Source organism: Devosia sp., from assembly GCF_014860165.1.
Classification (GTDB): domain Bacteria; phylum Pseudomonadota; class Alphaproteobacteria; order Rhizobiales; family Devosiaceae; genus Devosia.
On sequence record NZ_JACZKG010000051.1, the window covers coordinates 79,304 to 96,437 of the forward strand.

Below are 17,134 nucleotides of genomic sequence, written 5' to 3' on the forward strand. Positions count from 1 at the left end.
CATCTGGAGCTTCCAACGTTGGTAAGGTCAAGCACCTTCTTGCGAGAAAATGGTGAGGTGAAAAAATCTGCAAATTGGCCTTGACCCTCCCACCGTGGGAACAACGATCTTGCATCGTGTCTCAACCAGAAAGGACACGACATGTACAACTTCACCGTCTCCGACATGACCTGTGGCCATTGCGCCAGCACGATCGAAAGGGCCGTCAAGGGCACCGATCCCGGGGCCAGCGTCACCATCGACATTCCCGCGCGCAAGGTTCAGGTAGAAACGGCTCGTCCGGCTCAGGATATCGCCGAGGCGATCAAGCTGGCGGGATATTCCGGAACGCTTGCGGCCTGATTGATTCAGGACAATGTGTGGAGGGCGAGGCGGCGCCATGGTGCCCTTCGCCCTGTCGCCATCGCGCAGGCACAATGTTCAGGTTTCATATGTACCGACCGTCTGAACCAGAAAGGATGCGACGATGCACACAAGACGTACCGTCCTGATCGCGGCTCTCAACTTGACAGGCGGGGCCCTCATTGGTCCGGCGTTCGCGCAAACGGCGTTGCCGAACATAACAATCCGAAAGGACCCCTGGTGCGGGTGCTGTTCAGGATGGGCGCGTCATCTCGAAATGGCTGGCTTCACTATCGAAATCGAGGAAATCGAGGAGATGGAAGCGGTCAAGGATACTTTGATGGTGCCCGATGCCTTGCGCTCCTGCCACACCGCTACGGTCGATGACTATGTGATTGAAGGGCACGTGCCAGCGGAGGCGCTCGTTGCCCTGCTGGAGCAGCGCCCGCCGATAACCGGCCTCGCGGTTCCTGGCATGCCCATGGGGTCACCGGGCATGGAAGGTCCACCCGGCAGTTCACCCGAGACCTTTGATGTTGTTGCCTTTGGCGGCCAAAGCGACGCCGTCTTTATGCGCTTTGCCGGTCAAACGCGTTTGTAGAGAGTTGAGCGGCAGCCCCTCGCCGATGGTGTTCATGCAATTTGTCGTTAGGACAGTTCTGACCATACTGATGGCATTGACGCTGAATGCGTCGATGGTCCTGGCCGCTGCTCCGCACCTGCCTGCACACTATTCCTCCACCGCTTCAGCCGCGCCTTGCGATCACCACGGCCATGGGCCAGCAGCCAAACCTGGCCACCACAGCGTGCCGAACGCCGATGACTGCCCGCAAAGGGCCTGCCCATCGTGTACGGGGCTACCATTGGTGTTAGCTGCATCCGTAAGTCCCGCTGATCAAGGCGCGACCGAACCGAGAACCATAAGCCACAACGTGCTGTCGTGGCGCCCCGCTTTGTTTCGTCCGCCCATCCATATCTGAAGTGTTTTTCGCCCGTCACGGGCCACCCAATTCTTCAGATTATGGAGTTTTTTCCAATGAGCGCTTTGCTCTCCCGTCGCGCCTTTATTGGCGCATCCCTTACCCTCGCCGGTAGCGTCGCCTTGCCGCGCTTCGGTCTGGCGCAGGACTTTCGTCCGCGAACCCTGGTTGCTGAACGTCGCGTCATCGATGTGCTGGGAAAATCCGGCAATGTCTACGGCATCCGCGCCGACAACGGCAGGCAGGGTCTGTTCCTGCCGTCCGGTGAGCGGTTCCTGGTCGATCTGGACAACCAGATTGGCGCTGAGACCATGATTCACTGGCACGGGCAAACGCCCGATCCTGCGCAGGACGGTGTGTCCGACACGGGCTACGTCTCTCCGTTGGCAGATGGTGAGAAACGTTCGTATGACTTCCCAGCCCGCGCCGGTACGCACTGGATGCACTCGCATCACGGGCTGCAGGAACAGTCCCTGCTGGCCGCGCCGCTGGTCGTCTACACCCCCGAGGACGAAGCGGCCGACCTTCAGGACGTAACGGTCCTCCTTCACGATTTTTCCTTCCGCACTCCCGAAGAGATCTTCTCGGAGCTGACGGGCGGGCAGAGCGCTGGTCACGACATGCACAACATGCCCGGCGGCGGAATGTCGATGGATGGAGGCATGATGATGGGCGGCATGATGTCCATGGACCTCAACGACGTCGCCTACGATGCCTTTCTGGCCAATGACCGGACGCTGGACGATCCCGAGGTCATCCGCACCGAGCCCAATGGCAAAGTCCGGTTACGACTGATCAACGGGGCTACATCCAGCGCCTTCTGGATCAATCTGGGCGATGTGGAAGCCACGGTGCTCGCCGTTGACGGCAATGATGTCGAGCCGATCACGGGGAACCGGTTCCCAATGGTTCCTGCCCAGCGGCTCGACCTGCTCATCGATATGAATGGACGAACAGTCGTGCCGGTTCTGGCCCAGGTTGAAGGCCTTGCGGACCGGACAGGCATCATCCTCGCGGTGAATGGCGCAGAGGTTCCGAAGCTGGCGCGGGTTGCCGACCAGGTGGAGGCGCCGGTCGATCTGTCCCTCGAACAGCGGCTGGTGGCGCGTTCGCCACTATCGGCAAAGGCCGCCGATCGTGTGCTGCAGACCATGGCAATGGGCAATATGGCGCCCTATGCCTGGAGCTTTGACAATGCCCCATGGCCCAATCGTCGCCCGCTCACTGTCTCGGAGGGAGAGCGGGTGACCATCGAGATCATGAACCATTCGATGATGGCGCATCCCCTGCATCTGCATGGGCATCATTTCCAGGTAACCGCCTTGAACGGCCGCGCGCTCAACGGTGCTGTCCGCGACACCATCTTCGTTCCGGCGATGGGGACGGTCCGCATCAGCTTCGACGCCGACAATCCGGGTCGCTGGCTGTTTCACTGCCACAATCTCTATCACATGGCCGCCGGCATGATGACCGAGGTGATCTACAGCTAGGATACGCAAGAGGCCCCCGCCGCCAACGCCTTTTCCGGCAAAGCGGCGGGGGAACCCGTTCAACATGTGCTAACGTTCAACCCGGAGTTGCACATCCAGCCCGGCCTTTGGATTGGCCCTTGACCTTCCAACGGTGACAGGGTGCAGGCTGTCAAAAACGGAGGTCCAGAGTGTCCGGAACCGGCGATACCAAGCACGATCATTCCCACCATCAGCATGGGCACCACCATGGTGGCGAGCATTCCGCTGTATCGCCAGGACCGACGGTGAAGGACCCGGTCTGCGGCATGAGTGTCGACCCGGCCAATGCCAGGCACAAGGTGACCTATGAGGGCACCGCCTATTATTTCTGCTCCGAGAATTGCCGCTCCAAATTCATGGCGGAACCAACAAAATACACTCAAGGGGCCTCTCCCCGCCCTGAGCCTGACCATGCCGAGGCATCCAGCGGGACCATCTGGACCTGCCCGATGCACCCGCAGATCCGCCGCCGTGAGCCAGGCTCGTGTCCCATCTGTGGCATGGCACTGGAGCCCGAGCTGCCAACTGAGGAAACAGGCCCCAGCCCTGAACTAAGGGACATGACGAGGCGGTTCTGGATCGGATCTGCCCTGACCGTTCCGGTGTTCGTGCTGGAAATGGCCGCCCACTTCACTGACCTCCACATGCTGATCCCGGGGCAGACCCTCAACTGGATACAACTGGTGCTCGCAACGCCAGTGGTGCTCTGGGCTGGTTGGCCATTCTTCGAGCGCGGCTGGGCTTCCATCCGCAACCGCAGCCTGAACATGTTCACGCTCATCGCCATGGGTATAGGCGTGGCTTGGGTCTATTCTGTCGTCGCAACCGTCTTGCCGGGCCTGTTCCCCGAGACCATGCGCGGCATGGACGGTGCCGTGCCAGTCTACTTCGAGGCGGCAGCCGTCATCGCCGCGCTGGCGCTCCTGGGACAGGTTCTGGAGCTTCGCGCGCGCGAACAAACGTCGGGCGCCATCAAGGCCCTTCTGGGCTTGGCGCCCAAGACCGCACGCCGGATTCGTCCGGATGGCAACGACGAAGAAGTCGAGATCGAGGTCGTCGTCGTTGGCGACCGTCTTCGCGTGCGTCCCGGTGAGAAAGTGCCGGTCGACGGTACGGTGCTGGAGGGACGGAGCGCCGTCGACGAGTCTATGGTCACGGGCGAGTCCATGCCTGTCACCAAGACAGAAGGATCAAGGCTGGTTGCCGGCACCGTAAACCGCTCGGGTGGTCTGGTGATGGAGGCGACCGGGATCGGACGCGACACCATGCTGTCGCGCATCGTACAGATGGTTGCCGCTGCGCAACGGTCGCGCGCTCCGATCCAGCGACTGGCCGACCAGGTCTCCGGCTGGTTCGTACCGCTCGTCATAGCTATCGCCATTTTGTCCTTCGGCGCCTGGATGATCTGGGGGCCTGAACCGACCTTCGCCCACGGCTTGGTGGCGGCAGTGTCTGTCCTGATCATTGCCTGCCCCTGTGCCCTTGGGCTCGCAACTCCAATGTCGATCATGGTGGGGGTAGGCAAAGGTGCCCAGCTCGGCCTTCTGGTCAAGAATGCCGAGTCGCTCGAGCGGCTGGAAAAGGTGGACACTATCGTGGTGGACAAGACCGGCACGCTGACGGAGGGCAAACCCAAGCTGACCCACATTCTGCCTTCCCAAGGCTTCGAGGAGCGCGACCTCCTCATGGCCGCGGCCAGCCTCGAACGTGCAAGTGAACACCCCCTCGGCGTGGCGATCGTGGCCGCCGCCGAGGAACAGAAGTTGTCGCTGTCGGAACCGAGCGACGTCGACTCGCCGGTGGGGAAGGGGCTCACGGGTGTCGTCGAAGGTCAGAGGGTGATGATCGGGAGCGCCAGGTATCTGGAAGCCGAGGGTGTTGAACTTGGTGACTGGAAAACGCGGGCCGACGAAATCCGTGCGAAAGGCGCCACTGTCGTCCTTGTCGCGTTGGACGGGCATATTGCGGGCGCTCTGGGCATTGCCGATCCTATACGACCGACAACGCCACGGGCACTGGCCGACCTTTGCGCGGAAGGAATCGGCGTGGTGATGATGACCGGTGACAATGCAGTCACTGCCAAAGCCGTCGCCAGTGAACTTGGTATCACGGAGGTTGAGGCCGATGTGCTTCCTGAACGCAAGAGCGAGGTGGTCTCGCGTTTACGCTCGCAAGGCAAGGTGGTGGCCATGGCCGGCGACGGCGTCAACGATGCTCCCGCACTCGCCGCCGCCGATGTCGGCATTGCCATGGGAACGGGCACGGACGTCGCCATGGAGAGCGCCGGCGTCACACTGCTCAATGGCGATCTCCTCGGCATTGCCCGCGCGCGACGGCTGTCCCGTGCCACCATGGGTAACATTCGTCAGAACCTGTTCCTGGCGTTCGTCTACAATGCCGCCGGAGTTCCCGTCGCGGCAGGGGTCCTCTACCCGTTCTTCGGGCTGACCCTGTCTCCCGCGATCGCCGCAGCGGCCATGGCGCTTTCCTCGGTTAGTGTCATAGGCAATTCCCTGAGGTTGCGATCAGCTAGTATCGAGTGATGGAGCCTACTCGGCGGAAGGCGAGGAACTGACACAGCGGTCGGCTGGCATGCGAAAGTGCCAAGGACATGGCTGCAGTCGTCGCCTTGCTCTTTGCCTCGCCTGTCGTGGCTGCGTCGGCGCGCCGCATCGACTTCGGGTCGATGCGGCGCATTTGGCTATCCCCCATGCATGGATCTGGCGAACCCCACGAGATCGAAACTGTGGGCTGCATAGCCAACAAGGCCGATGGCGATCAGCACGACGAGGGCGGTGAGGACGGTACGACGGGTCATTTGGGGTTCCTAGTTGTAGGCGAGGGTTTGGCGGATGGTGAGGCGAGCGGCCTGCCGGGCGGGCGTCAGGCTGGCGAGGACCGAGCCGACAGCCAGGATAAGGGCCCAGGTGGCGATTGCCTCGAGGGACACGGTCAGCGGCAACGGCAGTCCGAAGGACAGGGTCCCAACCAGTCGCCCGATGCTGTAGCCGAGCGGCACGCCGACCAGCAGCGCCAGGGGCAGGCTCAGGAAGGCAATCATTAGCCCCTCCGCCAGGATGTTGCGCATCAGCGCGCCGCCGCTGGCGCCAATGGTCCGCATGATGCCGAACTCGCGGGTGCGTTCGACCACGCTTGAGCCCTGGGATGCGGCAAGGCCAATGCTGCCGACCGCCGCCATCAGTAGTGCCATGGCCTTGAGCGCGATGATGAGGATGGCGACATGGCCCGATTGCGCCGCCGCCAGCGTGGCCTCGGTGGTCAGCTGTTCCACGGCGATGCCGGCCTGGGTCAGGGCTGCAGATGTCTGACTTGCAGTCTCGGCAACACGCGCATCGTCATCGTCGGCGAGATCCAGGCGAATGGCGGTGGCTCCACCGCCATGGTCAGCCAGATCGGCGAACAGCTCGGGCGGAACGAATACAGTTGCCGGGGTCAGGATCTGTCGCGCAATGCCTCCGGGCGTGGCCGCCACGGTCCGCCCCTCGACGGCCAATAGCAGCGGCGCATCGAGTGGTGGGCGACCGAGCAGGTTCCACGCCTGCTGGTTCAGCACGATCGCTGACGCGTCCTCGCCATGGCCAGCAAGGAAGACCGGGTCGGCCGGCAAGCTGCCGAGTGGTCGCAGCGACAGGCTGCCGTGGCCGCCATCGGGATAGGTGCGTACCAGCATCAGCCCATCCTCGCGCCCGGCTGCCGCTGAGATCAGGTCCGTCGGACGCAGGTCGGCAATGTTGGGCACGGAGGCCAGCGCCTCGGACAGTCGTATCGCCGATACCGGCTGCAGCAGGCTGATCTCGATGTCGTAATCGCGGCTATTGGCGGCCGCCACCAATTGCCCCTGCCAGGCCGCCTCGACATTGAGCGCGGCGATGAACATCGCGCCGGCCGTGCCCAGCAGGCCGATATTGAGCAGCAGTCGCCCGCGCTTGCGGAAGGCGTTGCGCAATGCCAGCAACAGCGTCCGATCGATGCCGGTAAACCGGCCGAGCAGGCGTTGGATCGGGTCATTGCGCAGGGCGTTGGCGGCGATGCCCTGGTCGGCCAGTGCCTCCCGCACCGTCGCGCGGGTGGCCTTGCGGATGGGAACCGCAACGAACCCCAGCGGCAGCAGCAGGCCGGTGGCGATCAGGGCGATGACGAGCCAGGCCGGCACCAGCGGCGAGACGATGTCGAAGTTGAGCAGTTGCGCGATCAGCCCGGCAAAACTTGCGGCCCCATACAGTCCCAGGGGAATGGCTATGGCGAGCGCCAATGCCGCCACGATAGCAATGCCGACCAGGTAAAGCCCGCCGACCTGCCGGCTGGTACCGCCGATCGCCTTCATAATGGCGATCTGGCGCACCTGCTGCGCCAGCAGCGCCGAGACCATGGCCGCGGTCAGCACAGCACTGAGAATGAGCGTCAGAATGGCAAAGAGCATGAACATGCCCAGGACGCCATTCATCTGGCTCTGGTGTGGATGCTGATTGACCGGCGGAATCTGCACCTGGTGCACGGTGGCGCCGAGATCGCGGAGGCGGCTGGCGACGCCACTGACGACGCCATCGATCCGATCCTGCCCAAGGGCAGCATCGCGAACGATCACCTTGACCAGTTCGGGCGCTAGCGGCAGGCCGAGCTGCGCCGCCGTCTGCGACGACAGATAGATATAGGCAGTCTGCTCCTGCCAGGCGGGCGCCAGGCTGGGGTCATGAACGGTACCGGCGACGGGCAGGTCAAGTGTGGTGCCGCCACTGGTCTGGATGGAGATTTGCTCGCCAAGGACCGCCCCGAGAAAGCCCATGGCTTCCCGTTCCACCAGGACCGTGCCGTCTGCAGGCGGAAAGCTCCCGGCTTCCGGAAAGGTAAGGCCAATGCTCGAGCTGGTGAAGTCGGGGACAATGAACAGCAAGGTGCGGTGCCAGGCCTCCTCGCCGACCCTTGCGCGCGCCACGACAATGGAGGCCGGCTCCGCCGCGGCAATGTCGGGATCGGCGGTGATGGTCGCCAGGATTTCCGGCGTCACCTCACCGACATCGATGAGGGCCGAGGCCGGATTGGTCTGGAGATAATTCCGCGCGATCTCGCGGCTCAGAATGGCATAGGCACCCGAGATGGTGGTCAGGGCGAACATGCCGATGGCGAGTGCGGCAAGCATGAGGGCGATACGGCCGCGGGTGGCGCCAAAATCGCCGATAAGCTTGCGCCAGCGAGGGGCGAGGGTCATGTCCGAGTTCCCTGACCGGTATGCGCGACCATCCGGCCGTCGGCCAGCTCGATCGTATCGGTGAAATAGGTGGCCAGGTCGCGTTCGTGGGTGACCATGACGACGGTCCGCCCCTCATGGGTCAGGCTCCGAAACAGGTCCATGACTTCGGTTGTGGTGCGGGAATCGAGGTTCCCGGTCGGCTCGTCGGCCACCAGCAAGGGCGGGTCATTGGCGAGGGCGCGCGCAATGGCAGCGCGCTGCTGTTGCCCGCCCGACAGGTCGGAAGGCAGCTTGTCGGCCTGTTCGGCAATGCCGAGCTTTTCGAGCAGGGCCAGAGCCCGCGGACGTCGGTCCTGGGGGCGGCCGACGTTGCAGAAGTCCATCGGCAACATGACATTTTCGATGACCGTCATCGTCGGCAGCAGCTGGAAAAACTGGAACACCACGCCGACATTGCGCCCGCGCCAGGCTGTCAGTTCCTCCTCCGACTTGCCGTTGAGCAGCACGTTGCCAAAGCGGATTTCGCCACTGGTGGCACTGTCGATGCCGGTCAGCAGATTGGCCATGGTCGTCTTGCCGCTGCCTGATTTGCCAACCACCGCGAGGAAGGCACCGGCCTTGAGGTCGAGATCGATGCCCGCGAGCGCGGCGAACGGGCCGGCCGGCGTGTCGTAGGTCTTGCCGATTGCCCGCAGGCTGACAATGGGAGCAGCGGCAACAGTGCGCGCGGCCGGTTTGAGAAGCGATGTAGGGGGCACGTTATGAAACTCCGTGGCGATCAGACATCCGTGTGATATTGAACACTTGTCTTGAAACGCAATCGACGCCGGGGCTGCTTATGTCCGATACTGAACACTGGCCGGGATTTGACCGGGAAAAGTCCGCACGCGTCTTGGCCGCGGATGAGCTGACCGACCGACGCGCCCGGCGCACCCGCCAGACCCTGCATGAGACGCTCATGCGATTGACGGTCGAGCGGGGCTATGACGAGCTCACGGTTGCCGACATCGCCGCCGCCGCGAATGTCGGTCGATCCACGTTCTATGCGCACTTCACCGACAAGGACGATCTGCTGCGCAGCGCCGCTGGCACCCTGCGCGCCGCGCTCATGCAGGAGCATGCGGCAGCCGGAATTGACGGCACTGGCACAGATCGCATGCTGGGCTTCAGCCACTTCATGACGGCCCACCTGGCAGAGCAAAGGGTGCTCTATCGAGCTCTGATGCGCGGCAGGGCGGGACCGATCCTACTCGACCTTATCCGCCACGCCCTGTGTGACATTGTCCGGTCTGAGTTGGCGCCCGGAACGAAATCGACAAATGCGCCACTCGATGACGAACTGACAGTGCAGTTTCTTGTCGGCGGCTATATGTCGGTTCTGACGTGGTGGCTTGATCGAGGCGGCATGGAACCGCCCGAGGTCATTGAAGCCGGCTTCCGACAGATGGCGCTGAACGGGCTCTCGGTGAACGACAAGGCCTGATGAAGACGGCCACCATCACCCCCATACCGAGCTTGCCGCTGACTGACTAATCGAGGTGAGAAATTCTTGAGCGCCAGCGGGATGCACTCATGGCGCAATCGTACCGTTCTTAGGTGGGCGGTATGGTGACGACGGGCAATGGCTGGGGTGCTAGGATTCGAACCTAGGAATGCCGGTACCAAAAACCGGTGCCTTACCACTTGGCGACACCCCAACGTGGCGCGGTTCCTACACGGTTTGGCAGGGCTTCGCAACACGGCCGCTATGCCCATAAAAACCCTGCGTTAGGCGCTTGAACGCGAGGGCAAGCGCGGCTATAACCCGGCCCATTGCGACAGGTGGTGACAGCCGGAAACGGCGCTCTCGCCCCACAAAACCCGTGTCGCCTTTCTGACGGAGTATAGCGCAGCCTGGTAGCGCACCTGCTTCGGGAGCAGGGGGTCGAGTGTTCGAATCACTCTACTCCGACCAATCAAGCCCGGCCTCTTGCGAGGTCGGGCTTTTTGTTCGCCCCGCGGAGGCTCGGGCTGTTGCCGACACCGCTCCGCGCTCCGCCACCGGGCGGCCCCTAGGTGACACCGACATCGAACGCTGCAATTTGGTGCCGTGATCAAGTCACATTTTAACGATGCTGTGACGCGACGTTGTTCGTGGTGTAAAAGGGTTTGTATGAGGGGGCGTGAATGGTCGAAATCGGCCCGGACGCTGGGCGTCTGGCCGAAGCGTTGTTGCGAGGTTGGCCTTGCTGTCCGAATCGACGTCTGCGCTCGCTGAACTGCTCGAACTCACGGCCCGGATGCTGCATTCGCGGGGCTATGCTGCGGACCTGTTTCCCGCGCAATGGGCGGCCCTGCGCTATTTCTCCCGGGCGCCCATCGGCCTGCGCACCGCCAGCGAGCTGGCGCGCTTCCAGGGACTTGCCAATGGTCCGGTCAGCCGGACGGTGCGCACCCTGGTGCAGAAGGGCCTCCTCGCCAAGACGGCTGAGCAGCCCAAGGGTCGGGCCGAGCTGCTGGAACTGACCGATGCCGGGCGGGCCATGCTCGAGCAGGACCCGACCCAGGCCGTGGAAGCGGTGATCAACGAACTGGGAGCGAGCGAGCGGGAGTGTTTTGCACGCTCGCTCGAACTGATCCTTGGCCGGCTTTCCGAGATGCGCCACGCCAATCCCAGTTAATTGCTCAATGAGCAATATATGGTCAAAAAGAAGGCCGGCACCGGGCCGGCCTTCTGCAGGCATTGTCAGATCAGCGCTTGGAGAGAAGGTTCCAGGCGCCGGTCACGGTCAGTGCAGCCAGGGCCATCTTGAGGATGTCCCAGATGATGAAAGGCTGGATCGCCTTGGCGAAGGCCGAAGCCACGACATTGGCCTGATCGATCCACTGTGCCTGGCCGGCCATCAGCACCAACCAGGCAAAACCGAGGACAAACAGGACAGCGTCGCCGACCAGCATGGCGGCGAACAGGGTCAGGGGCTTGCCCGAGGCACCGCGATCGGCTGCGTAGCCGACGATGGCAGCCAGCAGCAGGAAGCCGATGAGGAAGCCGCCGGTCGGGCCCGCGAGATAGGCCAGGCCGCCGCCGGTGGCGAATACCGGCAGGCCAAACGCGCCTTCGAGCAGGTAGAGGGCCACGGTGGCCACGCCAATGCGCAGGCCGAAGGCGGCCGCGAGCGCCGCGATGGCAAAGCTCTGCAGGGTCACCGGCACCGGCCAGACGGGCACGTTGATCTTGGCACAGATGGTGATGAGCAGCGTGCCGAGCACGACGGTTGCCAGATTGGACGCAAGGCGCGCGGCGTCGCCCTTGGGCTGGAATACGCCGAGCAGCGTATTGGGCGTGGTCAAAGTCACGGCCATTTCATACCTTCCATGCTTAAGCTGAACCGGCGTCCCCTCCCGGGCCGCGCTGTCGTTCAAATCACGACTTGTTTAGTCTCTCGGCAAAGTGAGTGCAATGGCGTCAGCCGCCCCCGCCCTGTCCTTCGAGCGGGCCTTCGACCCGCAGACCGGCCGCGCCATAGCTGTGGCGGCGGGCGTTGCGCGCGTCACCGCGCCCAATGCCAGCGCCTATACGTTCACCGGCACCAACAGCTTTCTGCTGGGCCGCGAACGGCTTGCGGTCCTCGATCCGGGGCCCGATGACCCCATCCATCTGGCGGCCCTCGTGGATGCGATCGGGGGCCGGCCGGTCGATGCCATCATCCTGACGCATACCCACCGCGATCACAGCGCATCGGCCGCAAGGCTGGCGCGCGACCTCGACGCCCCGCTCTGGTTCGGCGGCCCCCACCGCCTGTCGCGCCCGCTGCGCCGATTCGAACGCAATCCCATCCGCAAATCCTGCGACTGGGACCTGGTCCCCGATCGGACCCTCACCGATGGCGAGGCCATCCTGGCGGGCGACCTGTCCTTGACCGTCCATGCCACGCCCGGCCATTGCGCCAATCATCTCGCCTTCAGCGCCGGCGATATCCTGCTCAGCGGCGATCACGTCATGGGGTGGAATTCGACGCTGGTCTCGGTGCCCGATGGCTCGATGGCGGACTATCTCGCCTCGCTGGACAAGGTCATCGCCCTGCCCTGCCGCCAATACCTGCCGGCCCATGGCGGCCCCATCAGCGATGGCCCAGCTTACGCCAGCGCCCTCAAGGCGCATCGGCAGATGCGCAACCAGCAGATCATATCGGCCGTGCGGGCTGGCGCTCGTACCATCGGGGACATCGTTGCCGCGGTCTACCCGGCACAGCCCCTGCCGGTTCGCCTCGCCGCGCGCATGACCACGGCCGCCCATGTCGAATATCTGGAGGGACTGGGGGCGCTGAAGGTGTCGCGGGGATTGTTCGGAACGCGGATATCTTCTTCACCTCTCCCTTTGGGGGAGAGGTTGACGCGCAGCGCCGGGTGAGGGGGCTTCTTCCTGGCTTGGTGTGTGGAGAAGGCCCACCCGACCCAAGAGGGTCGACCTCCCCCCCAAAGGGAGAGGTGGGCCTCCGCCCTACTCCGTGCCAACAGGCGCCTCTTCTGGCTCCGCCTCCAAGGGTTGGTTGGCGTTGGGGTTGTCGCGCAGCAGCGTCGTCACCGCATCGTCGAGTGCGGCCAGAAAGTCCTCGATGCGCGAGCCGTTGGAGCCGAAATCGTGCAGCGCATTGAGCGAGGCCGAGCGCATATCGACCACCGACATCGTGAGGCTGCCCGTTACCCGGATGACGACTTCTTCGCGCCAGCCCGGCAGCGTCATGATCTGGGCGTTGAGCTGGCCGAGTTCCGAGCCTGAGCCCGGCTCGCGCAACAGCCTGATATCCCAGCCCTGATCGTCCACCATCGCCCGTATCAGCCCAAACGTCGGCACCAGGCCGAGTGGATAGGTGCGCGTCTCGACATTGGGGAAGGTGCTGGCCAATTCTGCGGCCGACAGCATCCTGGGCGGCGGCATGGCCTGCGTGCCCGGCTCGAAGACCAGTGGCATGAGGCCGCGATCGGTTGTGGCAATGTCGGTCACGACAGGGTTGGTCAGCGCCAGGCCACCATACCAGGCATAGGGCGACAGGCTCAGCACGCCGAAGAGCAGTCCGGCCAGCGCCAGGCCCCAGCCCCGGTCGCCAGTCTGCCACAGCCGTGCCAGCGCGATCAGCGCCGTCGCCACGGCAAGCAGGGCGACGAGGCCCGCCGCGACCGCCGCCACCAGGAACAGATCGCTCGTGATCAGCCGGAAGCGATGCAGCAACACGGAAATGACGACGAGCGGAATGGAGACGCTGCCAAGCCGGCGCGCCCAGATGGCCCATCGCGATGTCCGGATCAGAATGCGCACCGCACCGCCGTCACTTCACCGCTGGCACGATAGCCGCAAGGTATTGCGCGAATTTGAAGATTCTGCCGCGCCACAATCATTTGCTCTTGGTTTTGGGCGTTGTGCCGGCCACCGGCTCGCCGCACATTGAACGGATCGCCGCCCATTCGGTTGCCGTGAAGGGTGGCTCCAGCCCGGTCGGCCGCTGCTGGCTGAGGATTTCCAGCGCCGCCTTTCGGTCGTCGGTCAGCGGATGGGTGCTGAGCAGGGCCAGGGCGCGGGCAAACTCGTCATCAGCCCCGACGCGGTTGATCAGGTCCGCCAGTCCGGCCGGGTTGAAATCCATTCGTTCGGCGGCCCGGGCCGCGAAGGCGTCGGCCTGCCGCTCGGCATCGCGCGAAAACCGCGCATCGATGATCGTCGCGCCCAGGCCCGCCGCCACCGAAATGCCGGTCATGTCGCCCAGGATGAAGCCGATCAGGGCGCCGGTACCCGCCGTCGAAATGAGTTGCTCCATGCCGTGCCGATGCGCCACGTGACCGACTTCATGGGCGAGCACGCCGGCGAATTCGTCCTGGGTTTCGGCCTGGTCCAGCAGCGCCGAAAAGAAGAAGACCTGGCCGCCGGGCAGCGCAAAGGCGTTGGGAATTTCGGACTTCACCACCTTGATATCGAGATCGAATGGCGAGCCCGATCCCTCCAGCACCGCCGCGCCAAAGCGGGCAATGGCCCGGTTGGCGAGGCTATCGGGATCGGGATCGCAGGCCTCTAGGCCGCCGCTGTCGCCCAGGCTTGCTTCCATCTGCCTGGCCACCGTCTCGCCCAGGCTCTGTTCCCAGGCGGGCGGCACCAGGCCCACGATGCGGCTTGCCAGCAGCGGCACGCCATAGAGATAGGCGCCGATAACCGCCGCCAGCGCCACCGTGGCGGTCACCGCCAGCCGAATTTCGCGACCGGCCTGCTGGCGCCGCTTGGCATGCAGCACCGGCAATGTCGCCAGGACCCGCGCCACATCCACGCGGCCCCGCACCACCACGCGTGCGCCGGTCGGCTGCCCATTGGCACCCAGCCGCAGCTCGTCCTTACGGCCATGCAGGGCATAGAGATCGGTGGCGGGCCAGCGGCCCAGTTCAACCCCGTCCTCGTCGCGGATCACCAGCGTGCCGGTGGCGCCGGCATGCTCGTATTCGAGCCCCACCACATGCACCTGGGCCACCTGGCCATCATGGAAGCGTCCTGCGATCCCCATCAATAGGCCCCGACATTGAGCGCATCGGCCAGGCCTTCGCCGGCCAGCGCCGTATCCTCGCCACGCGCCTTGACCGTGCGGAGGCTATCAAGCCCGGTAATAGTCGCGCCGCGCGCCACCAATCTCCAGAAGCCCAGCCCGAGGAACAGTTCCACCATCAGGCTGAAGGCCCCAAGCAGCAGCAAGTAGCCGAAAATGATGGCCAGCAGCACGGTGATGCTGCTTTGCAGGGCCTGCATGAAGACCTGCGGGTCGAACGCCCCCCCGGCAAAGGCGCCGCTCGCCACCACGCCCAGCACAATCAGCCCGCCAATCGCCAGCACGATATAGCTGCCCGCCAGCGCCAGCCCGAACAGCAGGTATTGCCCGAGGAGGCTGCGGGCCCGCACGGTCACGCGAAGCGCCGCCTCGCCCAGCCGCACGGAGGAGAACATGCGGCTGATTTCCCGCGAGCGGTAGTAGAGCAGCATCAGGCCGATCAGCCCCGCGGCAATGAGCAACACCACGACGCCCCCGACGGTCGGGGTGGCACCGCTCACCGGCAAGCCGCCCATGGCCGAACCCATGCCCAGCCCCACCGCCCCGATGACGACCACGACCAAGTAGGTGAGGTAGAAAGGCCTCGCGAGCTGCTTCCAGCTGCCGACAAAGCCGAACTGGCGGTCGCCATACCAGCTGTGGCGATAGCGATAGGCCCAGAGGCTGGCCGCCATGAACGGATAGGCCAGGCCCGCCGTCACCAGCACCAGCAGCGACCAGAAAAAGCGCCGCCACGCATAGCCCCAGGCGCTGCCGCCCTGGTCGCAGCGGATGCCGCGCCACAGCGTGCGCGACAGCCGGAAGTCGCGTGCCCGATAGATGGCATAGCCCATGAGGAACCATAGCAGCACGGCCACGCCGGAATAGCCCGCTATCGCCGCCTCCGACGATTGGGTGGAGAGAAAGAAGAACAGCCCATAGAGCGGCACGAACACCGCCAGCGCCATCAGGAAGCCGAGCAGCAGCTGGATCGCATTGCCGGTATATTCCAGCGGATCGCCGTCGATCTCGGTATTGGCCCAGTAGAAGCGCCGCTTCCATGTGGTCAGCCAGAAGCGATAGAGCCCGATTGTGGGGATGAGCAGCCCATAGCCGCGCAGCAGCATGCCCGCCAGCTCCGACCTCGTGCCGGTAAACACCACCGGAACCGGCTGCTCCTGCACCGAACTCATCACCAGGTCCCCAAGCCCTCAATCGGTTCTATGCGAGGTCGCGGGGATTGGAAAGGTAGGGAGACGCTGTCCACACTCGATCGTCACCCTGGGGCTTGACCCGAGGGCACTTCACTTGCGGAGCGTCCGGCAAGTACAGGGCCCTCGGGGCAAGCCGAGGGTGACGTGCGGTGGGTGCGGTGTCCAACCCGATCAGTTCCTCCCCCAATCAGGGGGAAGTTGGGAGGGGGTATCCCCTAAGGATAAAGCCGCGTGCTCGTCCACCCGTCGCCATCGCGATCGAACCGCACCCGATCATGCAGGCGGAATTCGCCGTCTTTCCAGAATTCGATGCTGGATGGAATCAGCCGGAAGCCAGACCAGTGCGGCGGCCGTATTGCGGGGCCCTCCCCCACCGCCGCGCTTAGTTCTGCCACTTGGGTCAGCAGGGTCTGCCGGCTGTCGAGCGGACGCGACTGCTGGGAGGCGGTCGAAGCGACTTGGCTGCCAAGCGGCCGGCGGGCGAAGTAGGCATCGGCCTCAGCAGGCGTCACCACCTCGACCGGGCCGCGCATGCGCACCTGCCGCCGCAGCGATTTCCAATGCCAGACCGCGGCTGCCTTGGGATGGGCATGCAACTGCCTGCCCTTGTCGCTCTCGAAATTGGTGAAGAAGCAGAAGCCGCGTTCGTCGCGCGCATTGAGCAGCACGACGCGGACATCGGGCAGCCCATCCTCATCCACTGTCGCCAGCGCCATGGCATTGGGGTCGTTGGGCTCGGCCTCCGTGGCCAGGGCGAACCATTCCTCGAACACGGCGAACGGGTCCAGATCGGTGCGATCGCTGTCGTCGAACAGGCGCTCGGTCAGGGTCTGCAGCATTTTCGATTATCATCCCTTCGTCGCGGGAAACTGGACAAGGCGGGGTGCCGTCGCCATATAGGACTCCAACCGTGGGCGAAGCAACGCCCGACTCATTGAATGGACCAAATGCGCGATCCCTATACCGTGCTTGGGGTGCCAAGATCGGCGAGCGAGAAGGACATCAAGTCCGCCTATCGCAAGCTGGCCAAGAAGTATCACCCCGACCAGAACCCGGATGATCCATCGGCGCACGGCAAGTTTGCCGAGGCGACCAATGCCTATGATCTGCTCAACGATGCCGACAAGCGCGGCCAGTTCGACCGTGGCGAAATCGACGCCGAGGGTAACCCCAAGTTCGCCGGCTTCAATCCCGGCGGCTTCAGCGGCGCCTCACGCGGCGGCCGTCCCGGCGCTGGCGCCGGTGCCGGCGGTTTTTCGGCCGAGGATATCCTCAAGGAATTCATGAGTGGCTTTGGCGGCCAGCCGCGCGGCGGCATGGGCGGCCGCGGCCCTGC

At 64.2% G+C, this 17,134-nt stretch carries 15 protein-coding genes and 2 tRNA genes; 9 read left to right on the forward strand and 8 right to left on the reverse strand.

Annotation, left to right across the window (positions count from 1 at the left end; translation table 11 throughout):
* The first annotated feature begins 141 nt into the window (after positions 1 to 141).
* The 4 genes from IH615_RS12610 (at position 142) to IH615_RS12625 (ending at position 5,376) form a co-directional block, all read left to right on the forward strand.
* Complete coding sequence (locus tag IH615_RS12610) at positions 142 to 342, forward strand: heavy-metal-associated domain-containing protein (RefSeq protein WP_291362222.1); 201 nt, start codon at positions 142 to 144, stop codon at positions 340 to 342.
* A 124-nt stretch (positions 343 to 466) separates the two neighbouring features.
* The gene (locus IH615_RS12615) at positions 467 to 943 is read left to right on the forward strand and encodes a DUF411 domain-containing protein (protein WP_291362223.1); all 477 of its coding nucleotides are present in this window, start codon (positions 467 to 469) and stop codon (positions 941 to 943) included.
* Positions 944 to 1,378: 435 nt separating this feature from the next.
* Positions 1,379 to 2,812 carry a multicopper oxidase family protein gene (locus IH615_RS12620; RefSeq protein WP_291362224.1) on the forward strand — a complete coding sequence of 478 codons (1,434 nt, stop codon included), beginning with the start codon at positions 1,379 to 1,381 and terminating at the stop codon, positions 2,810 to 2,812.
* 170 nt (positions 2,813 to 2,982) lie between these two features.
* A complete protein-coding gene (locus IH615_RS12625) occupies positions 2,983 to 5,376 on the forward strand; it encodes a heavy metal translocating P-type ATPase (RefSeq protein ID WP_291362225.1) in 2,394 nt (797 codons plus the stop codon).
* A gap of 284 nt (positions 5,377 to 5,660) precedes the next feature.
* On the opposite strand, the gene IH615_RS12630 is transcribed toward IH615_RS12625, so the two are convergent.
* Positions 5,661 to 8,060 (reverse strand): ABC transporter permease, encoded by a 2,400-nt coding sequence (locus IH615_RS12630; RefSeq protein WP_291362226.1) that lies wholly within the window; start codon positions 8,058 to 8,060, stop codon positions 5,661 to 5,663.
* Entirely contained in the window at positions 8,057 to 8,800 is a 744-nt protein-coding gene (locus tag IH615_RS12635; RefSeq protein ID WP_291362227.1) for an ABC transporter ATP-binding protein, read from the reverse strand. The genes IH615_RS12630 and IH615_RS12635 overlap by 4 nt, the downstream gene beginning before the upstream one ends.
* Positions 8,801 to 8,880: 80 nt before the next feature.
* On the opposite strand from IH615_RS12635, the gene IH615_RS12640 reads away from it, so the two are divergent.
* Positions 8,881 to 9,525 carry a TetR/AcrR family transcriptional regulator gene (locus IH615_RS12640; protein WP_291362228.1) on the forward strand — a complete coding sequence of 215 codons (645 nt, stop codon included), beginning with the start codon at positions 8,881 to 8,883 and terminating at the stop codon, positions 9,523 to 9,525.
* 139 nt (positions 9,526 to 9,664) lie between these two features.
* Here IH615_RS12640 and IH615_RS12645 read toward each other — a convergent pair.
* Positions 9,665 to 9,739, reverse strand: a tRNA-Gln gene (locus tag IH615_RS12645).
* 180 nt (positions 9,740 to 9,919) lie between these two features.
* On the opposite strand from IH615_RS12645, the gene IH615_RS12650 reads away from it, so the two are divergent.
* A tRNA-Pro gene (locus IH615_RS12650) sits at positions 9,920 to 9,996 on the forward strand.
* A gap of 271 nt (positions 9,997 to 10,267) precedes the next feature.
* On the forward strand, positions 10,268 to 10,702 hold the full coding sequence (locus IH615_RS12655) for a MarR family transcriptional regulator (protein ID WP_291362229.1): 435 nt from the start codon (positions 10,268 to 10,270) through the stop codon (positions 10,700 to 10,702).
* Between the two features lie 70 nt (positions 10,703 to 10,772).
* On the opposite strand, the gene IH615_RS12660 is transcribed toward IH615_RS12655, so the two are convergent.
* Positions 10,773 to 11,384 carry a biotin transporter BioY gene (locus tag IH615_RS12660; RefSeq protein WP_291362230.1) on the reverse strand — a complete coding sequence of 204 codons (612 nt, stop codon included), beginning with the start codon at positions 11,382 to 11,384 and terminating at the stop codon, positions 10,773 to 10,775.
* Positions 11,385 to 11,481: 97 nt separating this feature from the next.
* Between IH615_RS12660 and IH615_RS12665 the strand changes: the two genes are divergently transcribed.
* Positions 11,482 to 12,432 (forward strand): MBL fold metallo-hydrolase, encoded by a 951-nt coding sequence (locus IH615_RS12665; RefSeq protein ID WP_291362231.1) that lies wholly within the window; start codon positions 11,482 to 11,484, stop codon positions 12,430 to 12,432.
* 90 nt (positions 12,433 to 12,522) lie between these two features.
* On the opposite strand, the gene IH615_RS12670 is transcribed toward IH615_RS12665, so the two are convergent.
* The 4 genes from IH615_RS12670 to pdxH form a co-directional block, all read right to left on the reverse strand.
* The gene (locus IH615_RS12670) at positions 12,523 to 13,338 is read right to left on the reverse strand and encodes a DUF1499 domain-containing protein (RefSeq protein WP_291362232.1); all 816 of its coding nucleotides are present in this window, start codon (positions 13,336 to 13,338) and stop codon (positions 12,523 to 12,525) included.
* Positions 13,339 to 13,414: 76 nt separating this feature from the next.
* Positions 13,415 to 14,566: a M48 family metallopeptidase gene (locus IH615_RS12675; RefSeq protein WP_291362233.1), complete on the reverse strand. Its 1,152-nt coding sequence runs from the start codon at positions 14,564 to 14,566 to the stop codon at positions 13,415 to 13,417.
* The gene (locus IH615_RS12680) at positions 14,566 to 15,777 is read right to left on the reverse strand and encodes a DUF898 family protein (protein WP_291362234.1); all 1,212 of its coding nucleotides are present in this window, start codon (positions 15,775 to 15,777) and stop codon (positions 14,566 to 14,568) included. The genes IH615_RS12675 and IH615_RS12680 overlap by 1 nt, the downstream gene beginning before the upstream one ends.
* A gap of 236 nt (positions 15,778 to 16,013) precedes the next feature.
* On the reverse strand, positions 16,014 to 16,637 hold the full coding sequence (gene pdxH, locus IH615_RS12685) for a pyridoxamine 5'-phosphate oxidase (protein WP_291362235.1): 624 nt from the start codon (positions 16,635 to 16,637) through the stop codon (positions 16,014 to 16,016).
* Positions 16,638 to 16,745: 108 nt separating this feature from the next.
* On the opposite strand from pdxH, the gene IH615_RS12690 reads away from it, so the two are divergent.
* A partial coding sequence (locus IH615_RS12690) for a DnaJ domain-containing protein (RefSeq protein WP_291362236.1) occupies positions 16,746 to 17,134 on the forward strand: 389 nt, incomplete at its 3' end.

Coding starts and splice junctions, on each gene's coding strand:
- IH615_RS12610 (WP_291362222.1), top strand. CDS start 142: ATGTACAACTTCACCGTCTCCGACATGACCTGTGGCCATTGCGCCAGC.
- IH615_RS12615 (WP_291362223.1), top strand. CDS start 467: ATGCACACAAGACGTACCGTCCTGATCGCGGCTCTCAACTTGACAGGC.
- IH615_RS12620 (WP_291362224.1), top strand. CDS start 1,379: ATGAGCGCTTTGCTCTCCCGTCGCGCCTTTATTGGCGCATCCCTTACC.
- IH615_RS12630 (WP_291362226.1), bottom strand. CDS start 8,060: ATGACCCTCGCCCCTCGCTGGCGCAAGCTTATCGGCGATTTTGGCGCC.
- IH615_RS12640 (WP_291362228.1), top strand. CDS start 8,881: ATGTCCGATACTGAACACTGGCCGGGATTTGACCGGGAAAAGTCCGCA.
- IH615_RS12660 (WP_291362230.1), bottom strand. CDS start 11,384: ATGGCCGTGACTTTGACCACGCCCAATACGCTGCTCGGCGTATTCCAG.
- IH615_RS12665 (WP_291362231.1), top strand. CDS start 11,482: ATGGCGTCAGCCGCCCCCGCCCTGTCCTTCGAGCGGGCCTTCGACCCG.
- IH615_RS12675 (WP_291362233.1), bottom strand. CDS start 14,566: ATGGGGATCGCAGGACGCTTCCATGATGGCCAGGTGGCCCAGGTGCAT.
- IH615_RS12680 (WP_291362234.1), bottom strand. CDS start 15,777: ATGAGTTCGGTGCAGGAGCAGCCGGTTCCGGTGGTGTTTACCGGCACG.
- pdxH (WP_291362235.1), bottom strand. CDS start 16,637: ATGCTGCAGACCCTGACCGAGCGCCTGTTCGACGACAGCGATCGCACC.